The organism is Acidobacteriota bacterium (genome assembly GCA_020349885.1).
Classification (GTDB): domain Bacteria; phylum Acidobacteriota.
In genome coordinates this window covers 1,325,814-1,339,633 of record CP070701.1, presented here as the reverse complement: position 1 = coordinate 1,339,633, position 13,820 = coordinate 1,325,814, and the positions used below count along the sequence as shown (strand labels likewise).

Here is a 13,820-nt window from a genome sequence, read left to right as displayed (position 1 = left end):
GTACGCGACCTCCAGCCGAACAAGGTCTCGAACCGGCTCATGACGCGCCTCCCGATTCCGCATCCGGTTTTTCCGATGAACACCCGCACCCGGTGGTTTCCGCCGCGCTTTCCCCGGGGGCTACGCCCTTCCTTACCCGTTCCGCGATTCGCTCGACGTGGGATATCGCCTTGCCCCGTATGAAGCCCGCCATCCGGAGAACGGAATCGATGTCCTCGTCCGTGACGCCGGCGGAGCGCGCTGCGCCGATGTGCTCCTCGACGCTCGTCGTGCAGTTCACGGCGAAGGCCGCGGCCAGCGCGACCATCGCTTCGGTGCGGGACGCCGCCTGAGCGTCGGCCCGCCGGTCGGCCTCGCGGCCAGCCCCGATAAGGTTCAGCCCGTGATTCTCCATCCTCGCGCCCGCTTTATCCCGCACGCCTTTCGCGATACGGACGGCCCGCCCGATCTCCTCGTCCGAAGCACCCGCCTCACGTCCTTTCCGGACGTGGTAGTTCGTGCAGGGCTTGCACCCGGAGGCCACGGAAGCGCCGATCGCGAAAAGCTCCGTTTCCTTCTCCGTCAGGGAGCCGGCCCGCTTACCGCTCGTGACCGTCGTTTCCCCGCCTTCGGCCTTCGGGTCTCCGCAGCAGGCCTCGATCTCGCCCGCCATCGTGCGAAGGGTCACGGCGAGGTCGTGGAACCGCACGGAATAGCGGACCTCTTTCCCCTGCTTTTCCGCTTCGAGAATCCCCGCGTCTCTAAGGATCGCGAGATGCCGCGAGACCACGGAGACGTCTATCGGATGTCGTTTCGCGATATCGCTCACTGTGCGCGGCCCGCAGCACTCGGCGAGCTGCGCGAGGATCGCCCCGCGGTTCGGGTCGCAGAGCGCCTTGAAGAACCGGTGGTTGAGGCAGGCGCTCACGTTGCTGCAGCGCGGGTCGGGAGATTGAGAAAGTTCGCGCTCGCTCATGGCTTCGGCCTCCTCGCGTAAACATTGATGCTCCAGACTTTCGGCAAAGGAGAGTCCGCCGCCAGCGGGCTCACTTCCCAGTCGCCGGCCACGGACTTGATGAGGGCCCGGATCTCCTCGACCCCGTACTGCCGCCGCGCCCTCACATCAACGTCCACCAGCCCCGCGTCGCGGAGTCCGGCGAGATACTCCGCCTCGCTGATCGCGCCGCCGACGCATGAATCATGAAGCGCCCGGTCGGCGCGCACCCGGTCCGGCAGGCCCTCCGCTACGATGTCAGAGACGAGCATCCGGCCGCCCGACTTGAGCACGCGGGCGATCTCGGCAAAGACTTTTTCCTTTTCCGGCGAGAGGTTGATTACGCAGTTCGAAATCACCCAGTCGACCGAGGACGTCTCGACGGGAAGGTCCTCGATCGTGCCCTTGCGGACCTCGACGACGTCGCTCAACCCGGCCGCTGCGACGTTCTCGCGGGCCTTCTCGATCATCTCGTCCGTCATGTCCACGCCGATCACCCTGCCCGTCGGGCCGACCTTCTTCGCTGCGACCAGCAGGTCGATGCCCGCGCCCGAGCCGAGGTCGAGCACAACGTCGCCCTCCCCGACGTCGCTGAAGGCCGTCGGGTTGCCGCACCCGAACGCGTGCTCCACGGCGTCGGAAGGAAGCGACTCGAGGTCTTCCCTCCCGTAGCCGATCCGGGCGGCAGCGCTGCCCGGGTCCGCGTTGGCGCGGCAGTGGCCGCCCGAGGGGGAAGTCACGGCTCTGGCGTAAGTCTCGGATACGTTCTTTCTGACTCGCTCTGTGTCACGCATTGGAGGAACCTCCTTTCGCCGCACGCGGCTCGGCGCCGCCGAAGCACGACTTCATCTTCTGCCTCATCATCCAGAAAATGTCCTTGCAGGGGAAGCCTTCCTGTGACTCGCCCTGCGATGAGAAAATATTCCCACCTAGGCATGCCGCCATCTTGTCGAACATCGCGGAGCAGCAGCTCTGCGCGTCTCTGGTTTCTTCGGCTTTCGCCGCTTTCTTGGTTTCTTTCTTCGTTTTGGCCATGTTCGTTTTCCCTTCGTTTTGTTTCGTTTCTTATCGTTTGCTCGTTTGCGTCAACATGCAAGTATAGGCCCTAAATTCCCATTTGTCAAGAGAAAAAATACAAAAAATTTCCTCGCCCCTAACGACTCCTAACTATGTACAGAATCAGCCGAAATTAGCCCAACCGCCCTGCCCTACCCCCTATCTGCTGGAAATCGTGCCCCTTCGGCTAGCCCTGACGACCATTGTTGGGCCTTGCCCATCCTCCGGCGGAAAGGAGGGCGGCGGGCCGGCCCGGCGGCGGTCTCGCCCGTATGCTACAATTCGGGAACTCGCTTGCACGAGCAAGCCGGAAAAGGGTTCTATGCCGGGTGCTGAAATTGTGAGAACACACGGACGATGATGCAACGTCGAGAGAGCGCTGTGACGGCGGGCGACGAGATTATCCTCACGACCTGCCCGAGGGACTGCTACGACGCCTGCGGGATCGCCGTGATTAAGCGAAACGGCGCTATCATCTCGGTGCGCGGCGACCCGGACAACCCGGTCAACCGCGGCGCGCTCTGCGGCAAGTGCGCCCTCGCCTACAACGGCGTCGTCCGGGACGCGAACGCGCGCCTCAAGACTCCGCTCAAGCGGGCCGGGCCCAAGGGAGACGGCCGGTTCCAGCCTATCTCGTGGGACGAGGCAATCGGGACAACCGCCTCGCGGCTCAGGGAGATTGCGGCAAGCAGCGGGCCGGAGGCCGTCGCCACCGCCCATTACACGGGAACGTTATCTCTGATTGCCAATGCTTTCCCGCTCCGCTTCTTCAACCGGCTGGGCGCGGTCGAGGTCGAGCCCGACACCATATGCAACATGGCGGGCCAGGTGGCGCTCGACTATACGCTCGGGGACTCCCTGGCCGGCTTCGACCCGCGAACCGCCAAGGACGCCGAGTGCATCATGGTCTGGGGTGCCAACCCGTCCCACTCGGCGCCCCACGCGCACAAGCACTGGCTGCCCGAGGCGCCCGGCAAGAAGATCGTCATCGATCCCGTGCGCCACCCCACGGCGCGGTCGGCCGACCTCCATCTGCAGCTCTTCCCGGGCAGCGACGCCGCCCTCGCCTTCGCCCTGCTCCACGTGCTGCGGCGGGACGGGATGATCGACCGGGACTTCATCGCCGGGCACGTCGTCGGATGGGAGGAGATAGAGCCCGCCCTCGACGGCTGCACCCCGGCCTGGGGGGAGGCCGTGACCCGGGTGCCCGCGGCCAAAATCGAGGAGGCGGCGCGGACGTACGGCTCCGGGCCGTCCCTCCTGTGGCTGGGCCAGGGAATGCAGCGCCAGCCGCGCGGCGGCAACGCCTTTCGCGCCTGCGCCATGCTGCCGGCCGCAACCGGCAACTTCGGCAAGCCGGGCTCCGGTCTCCTCTATCTGAACTCCGTCGGCGCGGTGAGGGACTTCGACGACGACTACGTGGAGGCCCCGCACCTTCGCAAGGGCGAAGGGCAAAGCTTCAGCCATATGGACCTGGCCCGGCGCCTGGAGGATTCTTCCGGGATACAGGCCTTTATCTGTTGGAACATCAACCCCGCCGCTTCGAATCCGGAGCAGGGGCGGCTGCGGCGCGCGCTCCGCCGCGAAGACCTGTTCACCGTGGTCTGCGACCTGTTCCAGACGGACACCGCCGACTTCGCGGACATCGTGCTGCCCGCGGCCGGTTTTCTCGAGTTCGACGACCTGGTGGCCTCCTACTTTAATTTCACCATTGCTCCCCAGGTCAAGGCCCAGGAGCCCATGGGGGAATCTCTTCCCAACCAGGAAATATTCCGACGTCTCGCCCGGGCGATGGGTTTCGAGGAGCCCGAGCTCTACGAGAGCGACGAGTCCATCATCGAGCACCTGCTGAGCGACGCGTCGTTCCGGGGCGGCTTCGAGGCGCTGAAGCGGGCCGGGACGGTCTTCCTCGACCCCGAGCCGGTCCCCCAGTTCGCCGACCTCCGATTCGAGACGCCGAGCGGGCGGATCGAGATCGCAAGCGCCCAAGCCGAGGCCGACGGGCATCCGAGGGTGCCCCAGCCGATTGCCGACCCCCGGCCTCCCGCGCCCCGCCTGCGGTTGCTGTCGCCCGCGTCCGATTGGCTGATGAACGCCTCCTTCGCCAACGACGCGAAAGTTTCCGAAAAATTGGGCCTCGCCGAAGTGGCCCTCCACCCGGACGACGCGGCCGCCCTCGGCCTGAAGGAGCACGATGAGGTCAAATTGACCAACGAGACCGGCGAGCTCGTGCTGCGGGTGAGATTCTCCGAAGAGACCCTGCCGGGCGTGGCGCTTGCACACAAGGGGCGCTGGCCAAAGCGAGAGCCGGGCCGGGCCAACGTGAATTTTCTCAATCCCGGAAACAAGACTGACATGGGCGAGAGCACCGCGGTCCACGGAATCGAGGTCACCGTTACGCCCGCGACCGGGTGACGCTGTTGCGCCCCCGGCGGCGCCTTCGCTATGATTCCCCTGTATGGCGACGTGCCGGTGGAAGCCGACGAGAAAGCAGGCGTACCGCTTCGAGTACAACTACGAATGCCGGGAAGCGCCATGGAGGGACGGCGCCTTCTGCATCTTCCACGCCCCGCGCGAGGAGAAGACGAGGGAGGAGTTTGAAAAAGCCGTTCTCCTCAAAACCGAGCGGGAGGAAAGCGACGAGAGCACCGGCTTCCACGATTTCCGGGGCTACGTGTTTCCCGACGGCTTCTCGGCCTTCGCGGGCGCGTCACCGGGAGGCGGGAAAAATTTCCGGAAGCGCGTGGACTTCACCCACGCCAGGTTCGGAAACGGGGCGAGTTTTCTCCACGCCGCGTTAGGGGACAAGGCGGGCTTCTTCCACGCCGCGTTCGGAGACGGGGCGGACTTTTCCGGCGCCGGGTTCGGAGACGACGCGGTCTTTCTCCGCGTCAGGTTCGGAGACGGGGCGCGCTTCGCCGGCGCCAGGTTCGGAAACAAGGCGGTCTTCAAGTTCACCGCGTTCGGAAACGGGGCGCGCTTCGAGGACGCCGCGTTCGGAGACGACGCGAGCTTCATCCGCGCCTCGTTCGGAGACGGGACGGTCTTCGCGGGCGCAGGGTTCGGAAGCGAGGCGAGATTCTCCGGCGCCGCGTTCGGGGGCGGGGCGGACTTTACCCGCGCCGGGTTCGGAAAAATGGCGCGCTTTTCGGGCGCCGCGTTCGGAGACGGGGCGAGCTTCCTTCACGCCGCGTTCGGAGACGAGGCGAGCTTTTCCAGCGCCGCGTTCCTGGGAAGCGCCCTCTTCGAGGGAGCGGACAGGGACGAGAGCGGCGGACGCGTCTTCGAGGGAAGCGCGAATTTCCGCGGCGCGCGCTTCGACAAGCCGGAGACGGTGCTCTTCCACAAGGTGAATTTTTCCCGTGCCCTCGTGGGCGACGCTTCCGGTCTTGAAAAGATCTCGTTCCGGGACGTGCGCTGGGCGAGCCTTCCCGGCCGCAGGCACGCCATATTCGACGAAGAGCACCGGGAGGAAAGCGAGCCCGCCCCCGTCGCCCGCGCCTACCGGCAGCTTACGGAGAACTACGAAGCGGCGCGCGAATACCGCGTCGCGGGCGACTTCCACACGGGCGCGATGCGAATGGAGGAGGATTCTTTGCGGTATCACTGGCACGAGCCCCAGCGGGGGCGCCCGTGGATCCTTCCCGAGCTCGTCTCGGCGTGCGTGAAGTTCATCGCCTACAAGTGCTACGGGATTCTTTCCGACTACGGCGAGAGCTGGCTGCGCCCGCTCGCGTGGCTCGTTCTTCTAGTTCTCGTGGGCGGCGTGCCGGACTACCGCGGGCTGGTGAATCAACTCTCCTCCCGCTCCTTCACATTCCCGCTTCTCGCCTACCTCCACGCCGCGGCCCTTCCCTCCCTCATCGCCCTCCTCCTCCACGCCCTCGAGCGCCGCTTCAGGAGGTAGGCTCTTCCTAAGGGATTATTCCCTTCCGGCGGGCGGACAAGCCCGCCCAAGCAGATACCCCCTACTTCTTCGCCTTTTTCAGTATCGCCGTCTTGCTGAAGAGCACCTTCGGCCCTTCCGCATCCACAAATCCGATGTCTCTGGCTTTCTCGATAGTTTCCTTGAACGCCGATTTCGAAACATGAAACGGCGGCTCGACGACGAGAATTCGCCCGCCGGGCTTAAGCACTGCGCTCATCTCACCAAAGAGGGCCTTTGCATCTGGGACTTCGTGCACCATGTAGAACAGCAGAACAAAATCAACATGCTCCGACACGCCTATTCTGTCCGCCTCGCACTTATGCAGCGTGATTCTTTCCTCAAGCTCCGTTCCTCTTATTTTGTCTCTCAGTTGTTGAAGCATCCCTTCCTGTAAATCGGAAGCGATAACCCGACCGGATTCGCCAACCATTCGAGCCATGTCGATAGAGAAGAAACCCGGACCACACCCGACGTCGAGAACCGTCATCCCTTCTTCTATATACGGCCTCAATATCTTCCGAGGGTTCTGCAGCCATCTTCGAATTCTATTATCGAGACTGCCGGCCCTTTCAGCCGGGTATACACGCTTATTTGCATCACTCATCTTATCTTTCTCCTTCCATCCTAGTTTCTCTTGGCGTCTTTCATGAAGCATTCTACGTCGGCGCACCGCTCGTATCAAAGGAGCGCCGCTTCCGCCGGTAGGGGGGGCGTTGCGCCCCATGAGGTGCTTCTCTCAGAGTGATATACTTGCGTGGCTCATGAAAAAGAAAACGAACACGGGGAGTCGAGTATAATGATGAAGATGGACAAGGAGAAGCGCAGGTTCCTTTGGACGGCGGCAACATTGGTGCTAGCACATCTTCTACTTCAGCTGTCGTTGGCGGGGTATAAGCTTGCTATTCTTTGTCAGGAAGACCTCTGCGAGTTTCTTTGGCTGTCGTTGGTAGGGAATGAGCTTTCTATTCTGTTCTTCTTGGTGGGAGATGAGTTTACTATTCTGTTTTTCCTCGGAATCCCATTCTGCCTCGCAGGTCTTGCCGTCGGCAACCGACTGTCCGGTCATTTCCGCATAGGAGGATTGCTCGGTCTTCTCGCCTTCTATGTAGTAACCATAACTCTCGGGAAGAGCGATCTTGCTCCCTCTGTAGTCACCTGGTTGCTCACGTGCATTGCAGCCATTGTAATCACAGGCCATGCCTTTGCGAGGAAGATTGCGAACAAGCCTGCTTCGATAGCGGCGATTACCCTGTCCTTCTCTGGTCTTTATGTACTGGGGCTCTGGTTATTCCACCGCTGGTATTGGAGTGTTATTTGGAATTAAATGTCCCGCCTTGGTTAGCAATTATGCATCAAGAGAGATAACTCGAAATGGCCGTATTCAACAACGGCAAAGACTGGTGGATCGAGCGCCGCTTTGAGCGGTAGGCCGAATATAATGATGAAGATGGACAGCGATAAGAAGAAAATAGCGAGGACGCTACTTGTATTGTTGGGGATCCAAATGCTCGTCGGGTTGTTTTTCTTTTCGTGGTTCTTCTTTTTTGATCTTTCGATGTTGTGGCTTGCGAGTTTGCTGCGCTATTACATAGTAGGTATTTCGTATTGTATCTACGGCTCGTACATCTCCCACTCGCTGTTCCAGAAACTTTCCCCTGGCGGGATTGCAGGAATCCTAGTATCCACAGGCATAGCAACACTCCACTTTGAGACAATGATCCCAGCAATAGTCGTGGCGGCAATTCCCATTCCATTCGCTGGCTATGCAATCGGTAAGTGGTTCTTCCGCAGGCGAATAGTGACCGCGGCTATTTATACAGCGCTCATTATCTTGATTTTCAAGATTGCTTCATTTGCACAAAGCATTCTGTAGAGTTCGCTTCTCGCCTACCTCCACGCCGCTGCCCTTCCCTCCCTCATCGCCCTCTTCCTCCACGCCCTCGAGCGCCGCTTCCGGCGGTAGGACGGGGGCGGTTGACCCCGCCTGAGGCGTTATTCCCTTCCAACGGACTCAGCAGCGCCTCTGTCTATCTGTCAAACGACTTTGGAAGCGATGAGGAACACAAGCATCAGGCCGGAAATGAGCTGCAGCAGGCCGAGGGCGGGCTTGATCTCATCGATGCTCCGGTCCGGACGAATGACGAACTCCTGCAAGAACTCCGACCGCGGCAGAAGCACCGAAGTGAGGAACAAAATCATGAGCGCGAGCATGAACCCCATTCCTGGCTCCCCCGTCGAGCTAATATCGGTTAACAGCAACGCATTCCAAAGCACAACGGCAACGACGATTGCCTGCCAACGAACCGGAAAGGAATACCACTTTCGCTTCTCCATTGCCTCGGACGGCTCGCCCTGACCCGTAAAACCCGTCTCCCGGATCCTCCGGACCACGGAGGAAGGAATGCCAAAACACCAAAATATTATTTCCTTGGGATAGGTCTCGACGTTGTGACGCACGCGTACGCCCCAGCCTAAGAACGGAATGACCGTGTAGGTCTCTATCGAGACCACCTGCTCTGGCGTGAACTCGTATTTCCCCAAGAACATGACTCGAATCGTTAGTTTCTTACGATCGGCGAAGAGCTGAGCGAACGGAAACGTCGCACTGACCCATCCGATTCTCGCCCCGCCCCGAAACGATACTCTCGATTGCATCGTCATTCCTCTCTCCAGGGCACGAACGGGCTCGCCGCCGGCCCCGGTACGGGATTCGGAATCTTCAAAGCGGTCGGGGCGATCTTGCGACATGGCTTCAGCCTCCTCGATTCTCTTCCGGCATCCTCCAGATCTTGACCGTCTCATCCCAGCCGCCCGAGGCGAGGTATTTGCCATCAGGTGAAAAAGCTACGGACCATATTTCCGTGTTTTCACCAAACCTAAACATCCGCGGCATCTTCCAATGAGCGTTTTCTATGGAATACAAAAGCTCCCCGCTCCTTGTATCCCAAAAATGAATGTCGCGCAGATCTGTGACTGCCAACATCTCACCGCTCATGGACAATGATTGGTTCGAACCACTACACCAATTATCATTTGTACGCATCAAACGTTTCAATCCTTTCACGTCCCATAGTTGGTACTCACCTTGATGTTCCGTGATTATGGTGTTTCCATCGGGTGAAAATCGAACAAGGAATGCAGATTGCGTGGGGCTCACTCTTACGGTATCGACGATCTCTTCAGTTTCAATGTCCCATATACTGATGCTTCTCCATTCTACTGTGGCGAGCAGTTTACCATCCGGAGAAAGGGCGATAGAGTTGCTTCCCTTAGGGTGGGTTGGAAACGTCTTTATCACTTCGTCTGTTGCGAGATCCCAGAGCGAGATTGGATTATTGCCAGTCGCGTACGCCATCTGCGTCCAATCGGATGAAAAGGCGATGTCAGCGGCGGGGCAGTCACATTCTTTCACATTAGTATCTCCCGCCATGTAAGGCTCCAGCGTCCTAATAAGATCACCGCTCTCCACGTCCCAGAATCTCACGTATCGGTAGTTGCCTCTCGAAGCGAGCATTTTTCCATCAGGCGAGAAGTAAACGTACGTTGAGCCGTATTCGGGGTCATCCATCTGCTGGACCAAACGCCCGTTCTTCCAGTCCCAGATCGAAATCTTGTCATCGCCGGTGGCGCTTGCAATGTATCTGCCATCTGGAGAAAAGGAGATTCCAAAAACGTTGCTTTCGTGTTCGAGCACCGCGTGCAATTCCAGCGGGTAACCAATACCTTTCTCTCCTTGGAAGAATCGAACCGCCCTCTGGGCGATGAAGATCACCGCAACCACTAGCACTACAAGCAGCGGAAGGAGAATCTTGAGCTCCCTGCCGGCTTTGCCCTTCAACTCACCGCCCATAATGCAATGTACTACTCCACCACGAATTAGTGAACATCCCCTTTATTTTAACGTGCCCAGCTATCCTGTTCTACTCCTTTGTCTTCTGTTCTTCCCTTGAGTCTTGCCCTCATCGTCCTCTTCCTCCACTCCCTCCAGCGCCGCTTTGGGCGGTAGGGCGGGGGCGACGGACTCCTTACGCTAGTCTACGAAGATGTCGTAGACATAAAATATTGTCACGAAAAAAACTACCGCCAGCAGGGCTCCGAGAATCCCCCTCTTTTTCCACCATCTGCCGATAGCGTAGCCGGAGCCGAGAATTGCTACAAGGGATGGATAGAGAACAACGTTAAAACCATCGTCTAAACCAAAGTGATCGCCAAGGATGGCGCGGTACTGAATGGCGAGAAAGACAGTCATGCCCAAGACGGCACCCAAGGTTTCGCGCTTGACGAGGCTCAGGAGTGCGAAACCGGCGATGCAAAAAGTTGAACCCAGTAACAGGAAGATCGCGTCGTCGACAAGCATCCGAGTGGAGTAGGGAAGTGAAATAGGGAAAGGACATGTGGAGTAGCGAAAGGGCATGCCGAATTTCCACCATAAGTAGCAGAGATTGACACCCGCTTGAATAACCACCAAAAGCGTACACTTCAAAGCTAATCTGCGCTTTTCCTTCTTCATCCTACTTACCTTTGTCCTTTTCAGCCCCCATCTTGAGGAGTATGCGGGCGCAGGTCGATAGGCAGGTGTTGAAAACCATGGCGTTTCCCATTCTACCATGGCCGAGCAGACAAGCCCCGCCTACCTCTTCTTTCGCCCGCCTTTCTTCCCCTTGCCCTTTTTCTCGGGCTCGGGTTCTGGTTCCTCCGCAGGGGCGAACTTGAGGAAATCCTTCATGCGCTGGAGGTTGTGCGTAAGCTCGAACCAGCCGTTCTTGAACGCCGCGTAGTCGGGCCCCGACATGGCCGAGGCGTAGCGCGTGGAGCTCGCGTAGAAAACCCACTGCTTCACCCAGAGCACCTCGATGTTTTCGTCGAAGGGATTCTCCGGGTCCGCGAGGCCGCGCGCCCAGGCCTCCTGAAGGAGCTTCGTGGCCGCAAGCGTCATCCGGTCGGTATCCTCGACGGTCCGGTCCATCTTGGCGAAATGCCCCTCCGTCCACTGGGTGCTGTGGCAGGACTTGCAGACGCCCTGCATGACCGCCTTTCGGGCCGCCTGCTCCTCTTCGGTCAGAAGGAATTCCTCCGAGGCGGGCACTCCCGCGAACGTCGTGGGAAGCGGCAGATCGTCCGCGTTTCGGATGACGGACGTGTCGCCGTGCCTGGGCTGGGGATGCGAGTAGGGAAGGCCGAAGACGCGCACCCAAAGCCTCGCCCCGAAGTCGTGGGTCTGCGGCGCTACGACGTCCTTGCCGTCGGGGCCGGTGAGAAGGCTCACGTGGCACGCGGCGCACGACGGGGCCTTGAAGTCCGTCCCCACCTTCCACGGCACGGCGTCCCAGTTCCACTTGCCGCCCTCGGAAGAATACATGTTGCCGTGCTTGCTCTCCTTGTAGACGTTGAGGGCGGGAACGTCGGGCTCGAGGTGGCACTGCCCGCAGGTGGCGGGCTTCCGCGCCGTCGCGATGGAGAACCCGTGGCGCGGGTGGCACGCCGTGCAGGCGCCCATCGAGCCGTCGGGGTTGAGGCGCCCGACGCCCTGGCTGGGCCAGTTCGTGAGGGCGGGAACCTCTATGGTGCCGAGGTCGGTCTCGACCTCGCGCGTCCCCTCCACCTCGACGTGGGTGCCGTGGCAGCCGAAGCACGCGTCCATCTTCGCCGCCTGCGAGGGCGCGTGCGCAAGAAATTCCCCGTCCCGCACCTCCTTGACCCCGATGTTCGTCGCAACGAGCAGGGAGTATATGGGGTTCTTCTCAAGGTTCCCCACGGCGTGCGCCTTCTTGCTCCTGGCGTACTCCTTCGTCTCCTCCGGGTGGCACGTGGCGCAGTCGGGCGGGGAGACGACGACGTTGATTCGGTAATCGAAGTGGTCGAAGTTGTCGGCGTGCGCCTCCGGGTTCAGGCTGTGGCACTCGTAGCAGCCCACTGCCACCCCGGCGAGATGCGGCGGGACGGACTCGGCGGAGACGTGCCGCTCGAGCGCGGGCACGGCGAGCGCCTCCGAGGGCGTGGTGCCAGCGTGGTGGCTCCGGCGCCAGTCCTCCACGATGCCCGGCGACACCGCCTCATGGCACACAATGCAGGCCTCGGTCTCCTCGCTCAGGGGAGGTGCCGCCGCCTCTTCGGCATGCGGCGCCCCCGCCGCAATGACGCCTGCGATGAGAAGGACAGAGACTCCCGCCACGTCTCCGAGGCTCCGGAAATGGCCCATGCTCGAAGGGTTGACCTTAAGTTCCATGCTGTTCATGTCGCACCTCCTGCGTTGCGGAAACGGTTCATTGCTCGAAAGATTGACTTTAAGATCAGGGCTATCCATGCTATATTGTCGTCTTAACGCACGCAAATTTTTTCAACGAATTTCGATTCCACCCCTTGCAATCGAAAAAAACCGGCAGCTCCTTGGTATGAACAAAGACGCCTGCTTCCTTTTCGCCCCGTGGACGAGCCGCGCGCTGCGCGCCGCGGGAATCGTGTCGGCGGTCGGCTTCGTGTTCCTCGGCTGGGTCATCGCGCTCACGCCCCTCGAGCTCAAGATGGGCGTCATCCAGAAGATTTTCTACATACACCTTCCCTCCGCCTGGTGCGCCTTCCTGGGCTTCTTTCTCGCGGCCTGCGCGAGCGTGCTCTACCTCGTGAAGCGCAGACCGGTCTTCGACGCCCTCGCCGTCTCGGCCGCCGAGGTGGGCGTGGCGTTCACGACGGTGGTGCTCCTGACGGGCTCGGCGTGGGGACGCGCGGCGTGGGGCGTGTGGTGGACGTGGGACGTGCGGCTTACGACGACGCTCATCCTGTGGTTCATCTACGTGGGCTACCTGATGCTCCGGAGCGCGTTCGCGGGGCAGGAGCGGCAGGCGGCCCTGGCGGCGGTCTACGCCATCGTGGGCTTCCTTGATGTGCCGGTGGTGTACATGTGCGTGAACTTCATCGAGACCCAGCACCCGAAAGTGTTGCGATCGAGCGGCGGAGGGGGACTGGCGCCGGAGATGGTGCAGACGCTGCTGCTAGGCTCGGTGGTGTTTCTGGTGTTTTTCGTGTTCCTGTGGTTATTGCGCGCGCGGGCCGAGTGCCTCGAGCGCCGCGCCGGGGCGCTCTCCGCCCTGGCGGAGCAAAAATAGGACGGCGGAACAGCCTAAAGAAAGAAAAAAAGAAAAAGAAATATGAACTATCTCTTTTTTGCCTACGGCGTGGCGTGGGGCCTCCTCGCGCTCTACCTCATCCGGCTGGAGTGCCGGCAGCGCTCGCTCGCCCGCCGGATCGCCGACCTCGAAGCCGGCTAAAAGCCTCAGGCCGTCATTGAGCCGAGGCGGGCGTAGCCCCGCGCGGCGGGCGCGCTGCGAGACCGGGCGTATCCGCTGAAAATGGCCGGGGAGACGAAAGATTAACTTGATTTTTCGCTCCAAACGGCGTATACTTAAATTGCTCGGAGGCCAAGTCAATGAAGAGATTACTTCTCGCCTTGCTTTGCTGCCTCGCGGTGGTTGCCGTCGGCTGCGCGGGTTCCTCACCGTCCTCGCCTTCCTCACCTTCATCGCCCGATACTCCTCTCCCTTGCGGTGACACACCCGTCACTCCCCCCCCTTGCGGGGTTTGTCCCGGCGGCCCCGACATCCCCTTAGAGACGGTTTACGAAGGATGCGGCCTCCGCGCTTCCCAATCAGAGCCCGGACTCGGCTGGGCCATTGACAACCAAGCGGACCTGGATTCCGCGTGGGTCGAATACTTTCTGGAAGGGTCGGCGCCGACGATCGACTTCTGCTCGCATACCCTCCTTGCTACCATTACGCCGGGATATTGTCGCAGCTGTTGCTCTATCCCCTTCGATGAGACTTGTCCGAACCAAGATTGCCCGGATGGCTATGATGCTGAAATTGTGGC

Annotated in this window: 14 protein-coding genes; 6 read left to right on the top strand and 8 right to left on the bottom strand. The window is 60.7% G+C overall.

Annotation, left to right across the window (positions count from 1 at the left end; translation table 11 throughout):
* Positions 1 to 37: 37 nt before the first annotated feature.
* The 3 genes from JSV08_05830 to JSV08_05820 are packed head-to-tail and all read right to left on the bottom strand — an operon-like array spanning position 38 to position 2,008.
* Positions 38 to 955 carry a metalloregulator ArsR/SmtB family transcription factor gene (locus JSV08_05830; GenBank protein UCF80041.1) on the bottom strand — a complete coding sequence of 306 codons (918 nt, stop codon included), beginning with the start codon at positions 953 to 955 and terminating at the stop codon, positions 38 to 40.
* Positions 952 to 1,767: an arsenite methyltransferase gene (gene arsM, locus JSV08_05825; GenBank protein ID UCF80040.1), complete on the bottom strand. Its 816-nt coding sequence runs from the start codon at positions 1,765 to 1,767 to the stop codon at positions 952 to 954. The genes JSV08_05830 and arsM overlap by 4 nt, the downstream gene beginning before the upstream one ends.
* Positions 1,760 to 2,008 carry a hypothetical protein gene (locus JSV08_05820; GenBank protein UCF80039.1) on the bottom strand — a complete coding sequence of 83 codons (249 nt, stop codon included), beginning with the start codon at positions 2,006 to 2,008 and terminating at the stop codon, positions 1,760 to 1,762. Before JSV08_05820 ends, arsM begins: the two co-directional genes overlap by 8 nt.
* A 381-nt stretch (positions 2,009 to 2,389) precedes the next feature.
* On the opposite strand from JSV08_05820, the gene JSV08_05815 reads away from it, so the two are divergent.
* Both JSV08_05815 and JSV08_05810 read left to right on the top strand, forming a co-directional pair.
* A complete protein-coding gene (locus JSV08_05815; GenBank protein UCF81844.1) occupies positions 2,390 to 4,444 on the top strand; it encodes a molybdopterin-dependent oxidoreductase in 2,055 nt (684 codons plus the stop codon).
* Positions 4,445 to 4,487: 43 nt separating this feature from the next.
* A complete protein-coding gene (locus tag JSV08_05810; GenBank protein ID UCF80038.1) occupies positions 4,488 to 5,936 on the top strand; it encodes a pentapeptide repeat-containing protein in 1,449 nt (482 codons plus the stop codon).
* A gap of 61 nt (positions 5,937 to 5,997) precedes the next feature.
* Here JSV08_05810 and JSV08_05805 read toward each other — a convergent pair whose 3' ends face one another.
* Positions 5,998 to 6,561 carry a class I SAM-dependent methyltransferase gene (locus tag JSV08_05805; protein UCF80037.1) on the bottom strand — a complete coding sequence of 188 codons (564 nt, stop codon included), beginning with the start codon at positions 6,559 to 6,561 and terminating at the stop codon, positions 5,998 to 6,000.
* A gap of 201 nt (positions 6,562 to 6,762) precedes the next feature.
* On the opposite strand from JSV08_05805, the gene JSV08_05800 reads away from it, so the two are divergent.
* Together JSV08_05800 and JSV08_05795 are read left to right on the top strand one after the other, a co-directional pair.
* Entirely contained in the window at positions 6,763 to 7,281 is a 519-nt protein-coding gene (locus JSV08_05800; protein ID UCF80036.1) for a hypothetical protein, read from the top strand.
* A gap of 123 nt (positions 7,282 to 7,404) precedes the next feature.
* A complete protein-coding gene (locus JSV08_05795) occupies positions 7,405 to 7,830 on the top strand; it encodes a hypothetical protein (GenBank protein ID UCF80035.1) in 426 nt (141 codons plus the stop codon).
* 161 nt (positions 7,831 to 7,991) lie between these two features.
* Here the strand turns inward: JSV08_05795 and JSV08_05790 are convergent, their stop codons facing one another.
* The 4 genes from JSV08_05790 to JSV08_05775 all read right to left on the bottom strand — a co-directional run bounded on the left by JSV08_05790 (position 7,992) and on the right by JSV08_05775 (position 12,192).
* Complete coding sequence (locus JSV08_05790; protein ID UCF80034.1) at positions 7,992 to 8,705, bottom strand: hypothetical protein; 714 nt, start codon at positions 8,703 to 8,705, stop codon at positions 7,992 to 7,994.
* Between the two features lie 4 nt (positions 8,706 to 8,709).
* Positions 8,710 to 9,807, bottom strand: coding sequence for a WD40 repeat domain-containing protein (locus JSV08_05785; protein UCF81843.1), 1,098 nt, complete (start codon positions 9,805 to 9,807; stop codon positions 8,710 to 8,712).
* A 180-nt stretch (positions 9,808 to 9,987) separates the two neighbouring features.
* A complete protein-coding gene (locus tag JSV08_05780) occupies positions 9,988 to 10,467 on the bottom strand; it encodes a hypothetical protein (GenBank protein UCF80033.1) in 480 nt (159 codons plus the stop codon).
* A gap of 120 nt (positions 10,468 to 10,587) precedes the next feature.
* Complete coding sequence (locus JSV08_05775; protein ID UCF80032.1) at positions 10,588 to 12,192, bottom strand: hydroxylamine oxidase; 1,605 nt, start codon at positions 12,190 to 12,192, stop codon at positions 10,588 to 10,590.
* A 157-nt stretch (positions 12,193 to 12,349) separates the two neighbouring features.
* On the opposite strand from JSV08_05775, the gene ccsA reads away from it, so the two are divergent.
* Positions 12,350 to 13,060 (top strand): cytochrome c biogenesis protein CcsA, encoded by a 711-nt coding sequence (ccsA, locus tag JSV08_05770; GenBank protein ID UCF80031.1) that lies wholly within the window; start codon positions 12,350 to 12,352, stop codon positions 13,058 to 13,060.
* Positions 13,061 to 13,102: 42 nt separating this feature from the next.
* Complete coding sequence (locus tag JSV08_05765; protein ID UCF80030.1) at positions 13,103 to 13,222, top strand: CcmD family protein; 120 nt, start codon at positions 13,103 to 13,105, stop codon at positions 13,220 to 13,222.
* The last annotated feature ends 598 nt before the right edge of the window (positions 13,223 to 13,820 follow it).

Coding starts and splice junctions, on each gene's coding strand:
- ccsA (UCF80031.1), top strand. CDS start 12,350: ATGAACAAAGACGCCTGCTTCCTTTTCGCCCCGTGGACGAGCCGCGCG.
- JSV08_05800 (UCF80036.1), top strand. CDS start 6,763: ATGGACAAGGAGAAGCGCAGGTTCCTTTGGACGGCGGCAACATTGGTG.
- JSV08_05805 (UCF80037.1), bottom strand. CDS start 6,561: ATGAGTGATGCAAATAAGCGTGTATACCCGGCTGAAAGGGCCGGCAGT.
- JSV08_05790 (UCF80034.1), bottom strand. CDS start 8,705: ATGTCGCAAGATCGCCCCGACCGCTTTGAAGATTCCGAATCCCGTACC.
- arsM (UCF80040.1), bottom strand. CDS start 1,767: ATGCGTGACACAGAGCGAGTCAGAAAGAACGTATCCGAGACTTACGCC.
- JSV08_05785 (UCF81843.1), bottom strand. CDS start 9,807: ATGGGCGGTGAGTTGAAGGGCAAAGCCGGCAGGGAGCTCAAGATTCTC.
- JSV08_05815 (UCF81844.1), top strand. CDS start 2,390: ATGCAACGTCGAGAGAGCGCTGTGACGGCGGGCGACGAGATTATCCTC.
- JSV08_05765 (UCF80030.1), top strand. CDS start 13,103: ATGAACTATCTCTTTTTTGCCTACGGCGTGGCGTGGGGCCTCCTCGCG.
- JSV08_05830 (UCF80041.1), bottom strand. CDS start 955: ATGAGCGAGCGCGAACTTTCTCAATCTCCCGACCCGCGCTGCAGCAAC.
- JSV08_05795 (UCF80035.1), top strand. CDS start 7,405: ATGGACAGCGATAAGAAGAAAATAGCGAGGACGCTACTTGTATTGTTG.
- JSV08_05820 (UCF80039.1), bottom strand. CDS start 2,008: ATGGCCAAAACGAAGAAAGAAACCAAGAAAGCGGCGAAAGCCGAAGAA.
- JSV08_05780 (UCF80033.1), bottom strand. CDS start 10,467: ATGAAGAAGGAAAAGCGCAGATTAGCTTTGAAGTGTACGCTTTTGGTG.
- JSV08_05775 (UCF80032.1), bottom strand. CDS start 12,192: ATGAACAGCATGGAACTTAAGGTCAACCCTTCGAGCATGGGCCATTTC.
- JSV08_05810 (UCF80038.1), top strand. CDS start 4,488: ATGGCGACGTGCCGGTGGAAGCCGACGAGAAAGCAGGCGTACCGCTTC.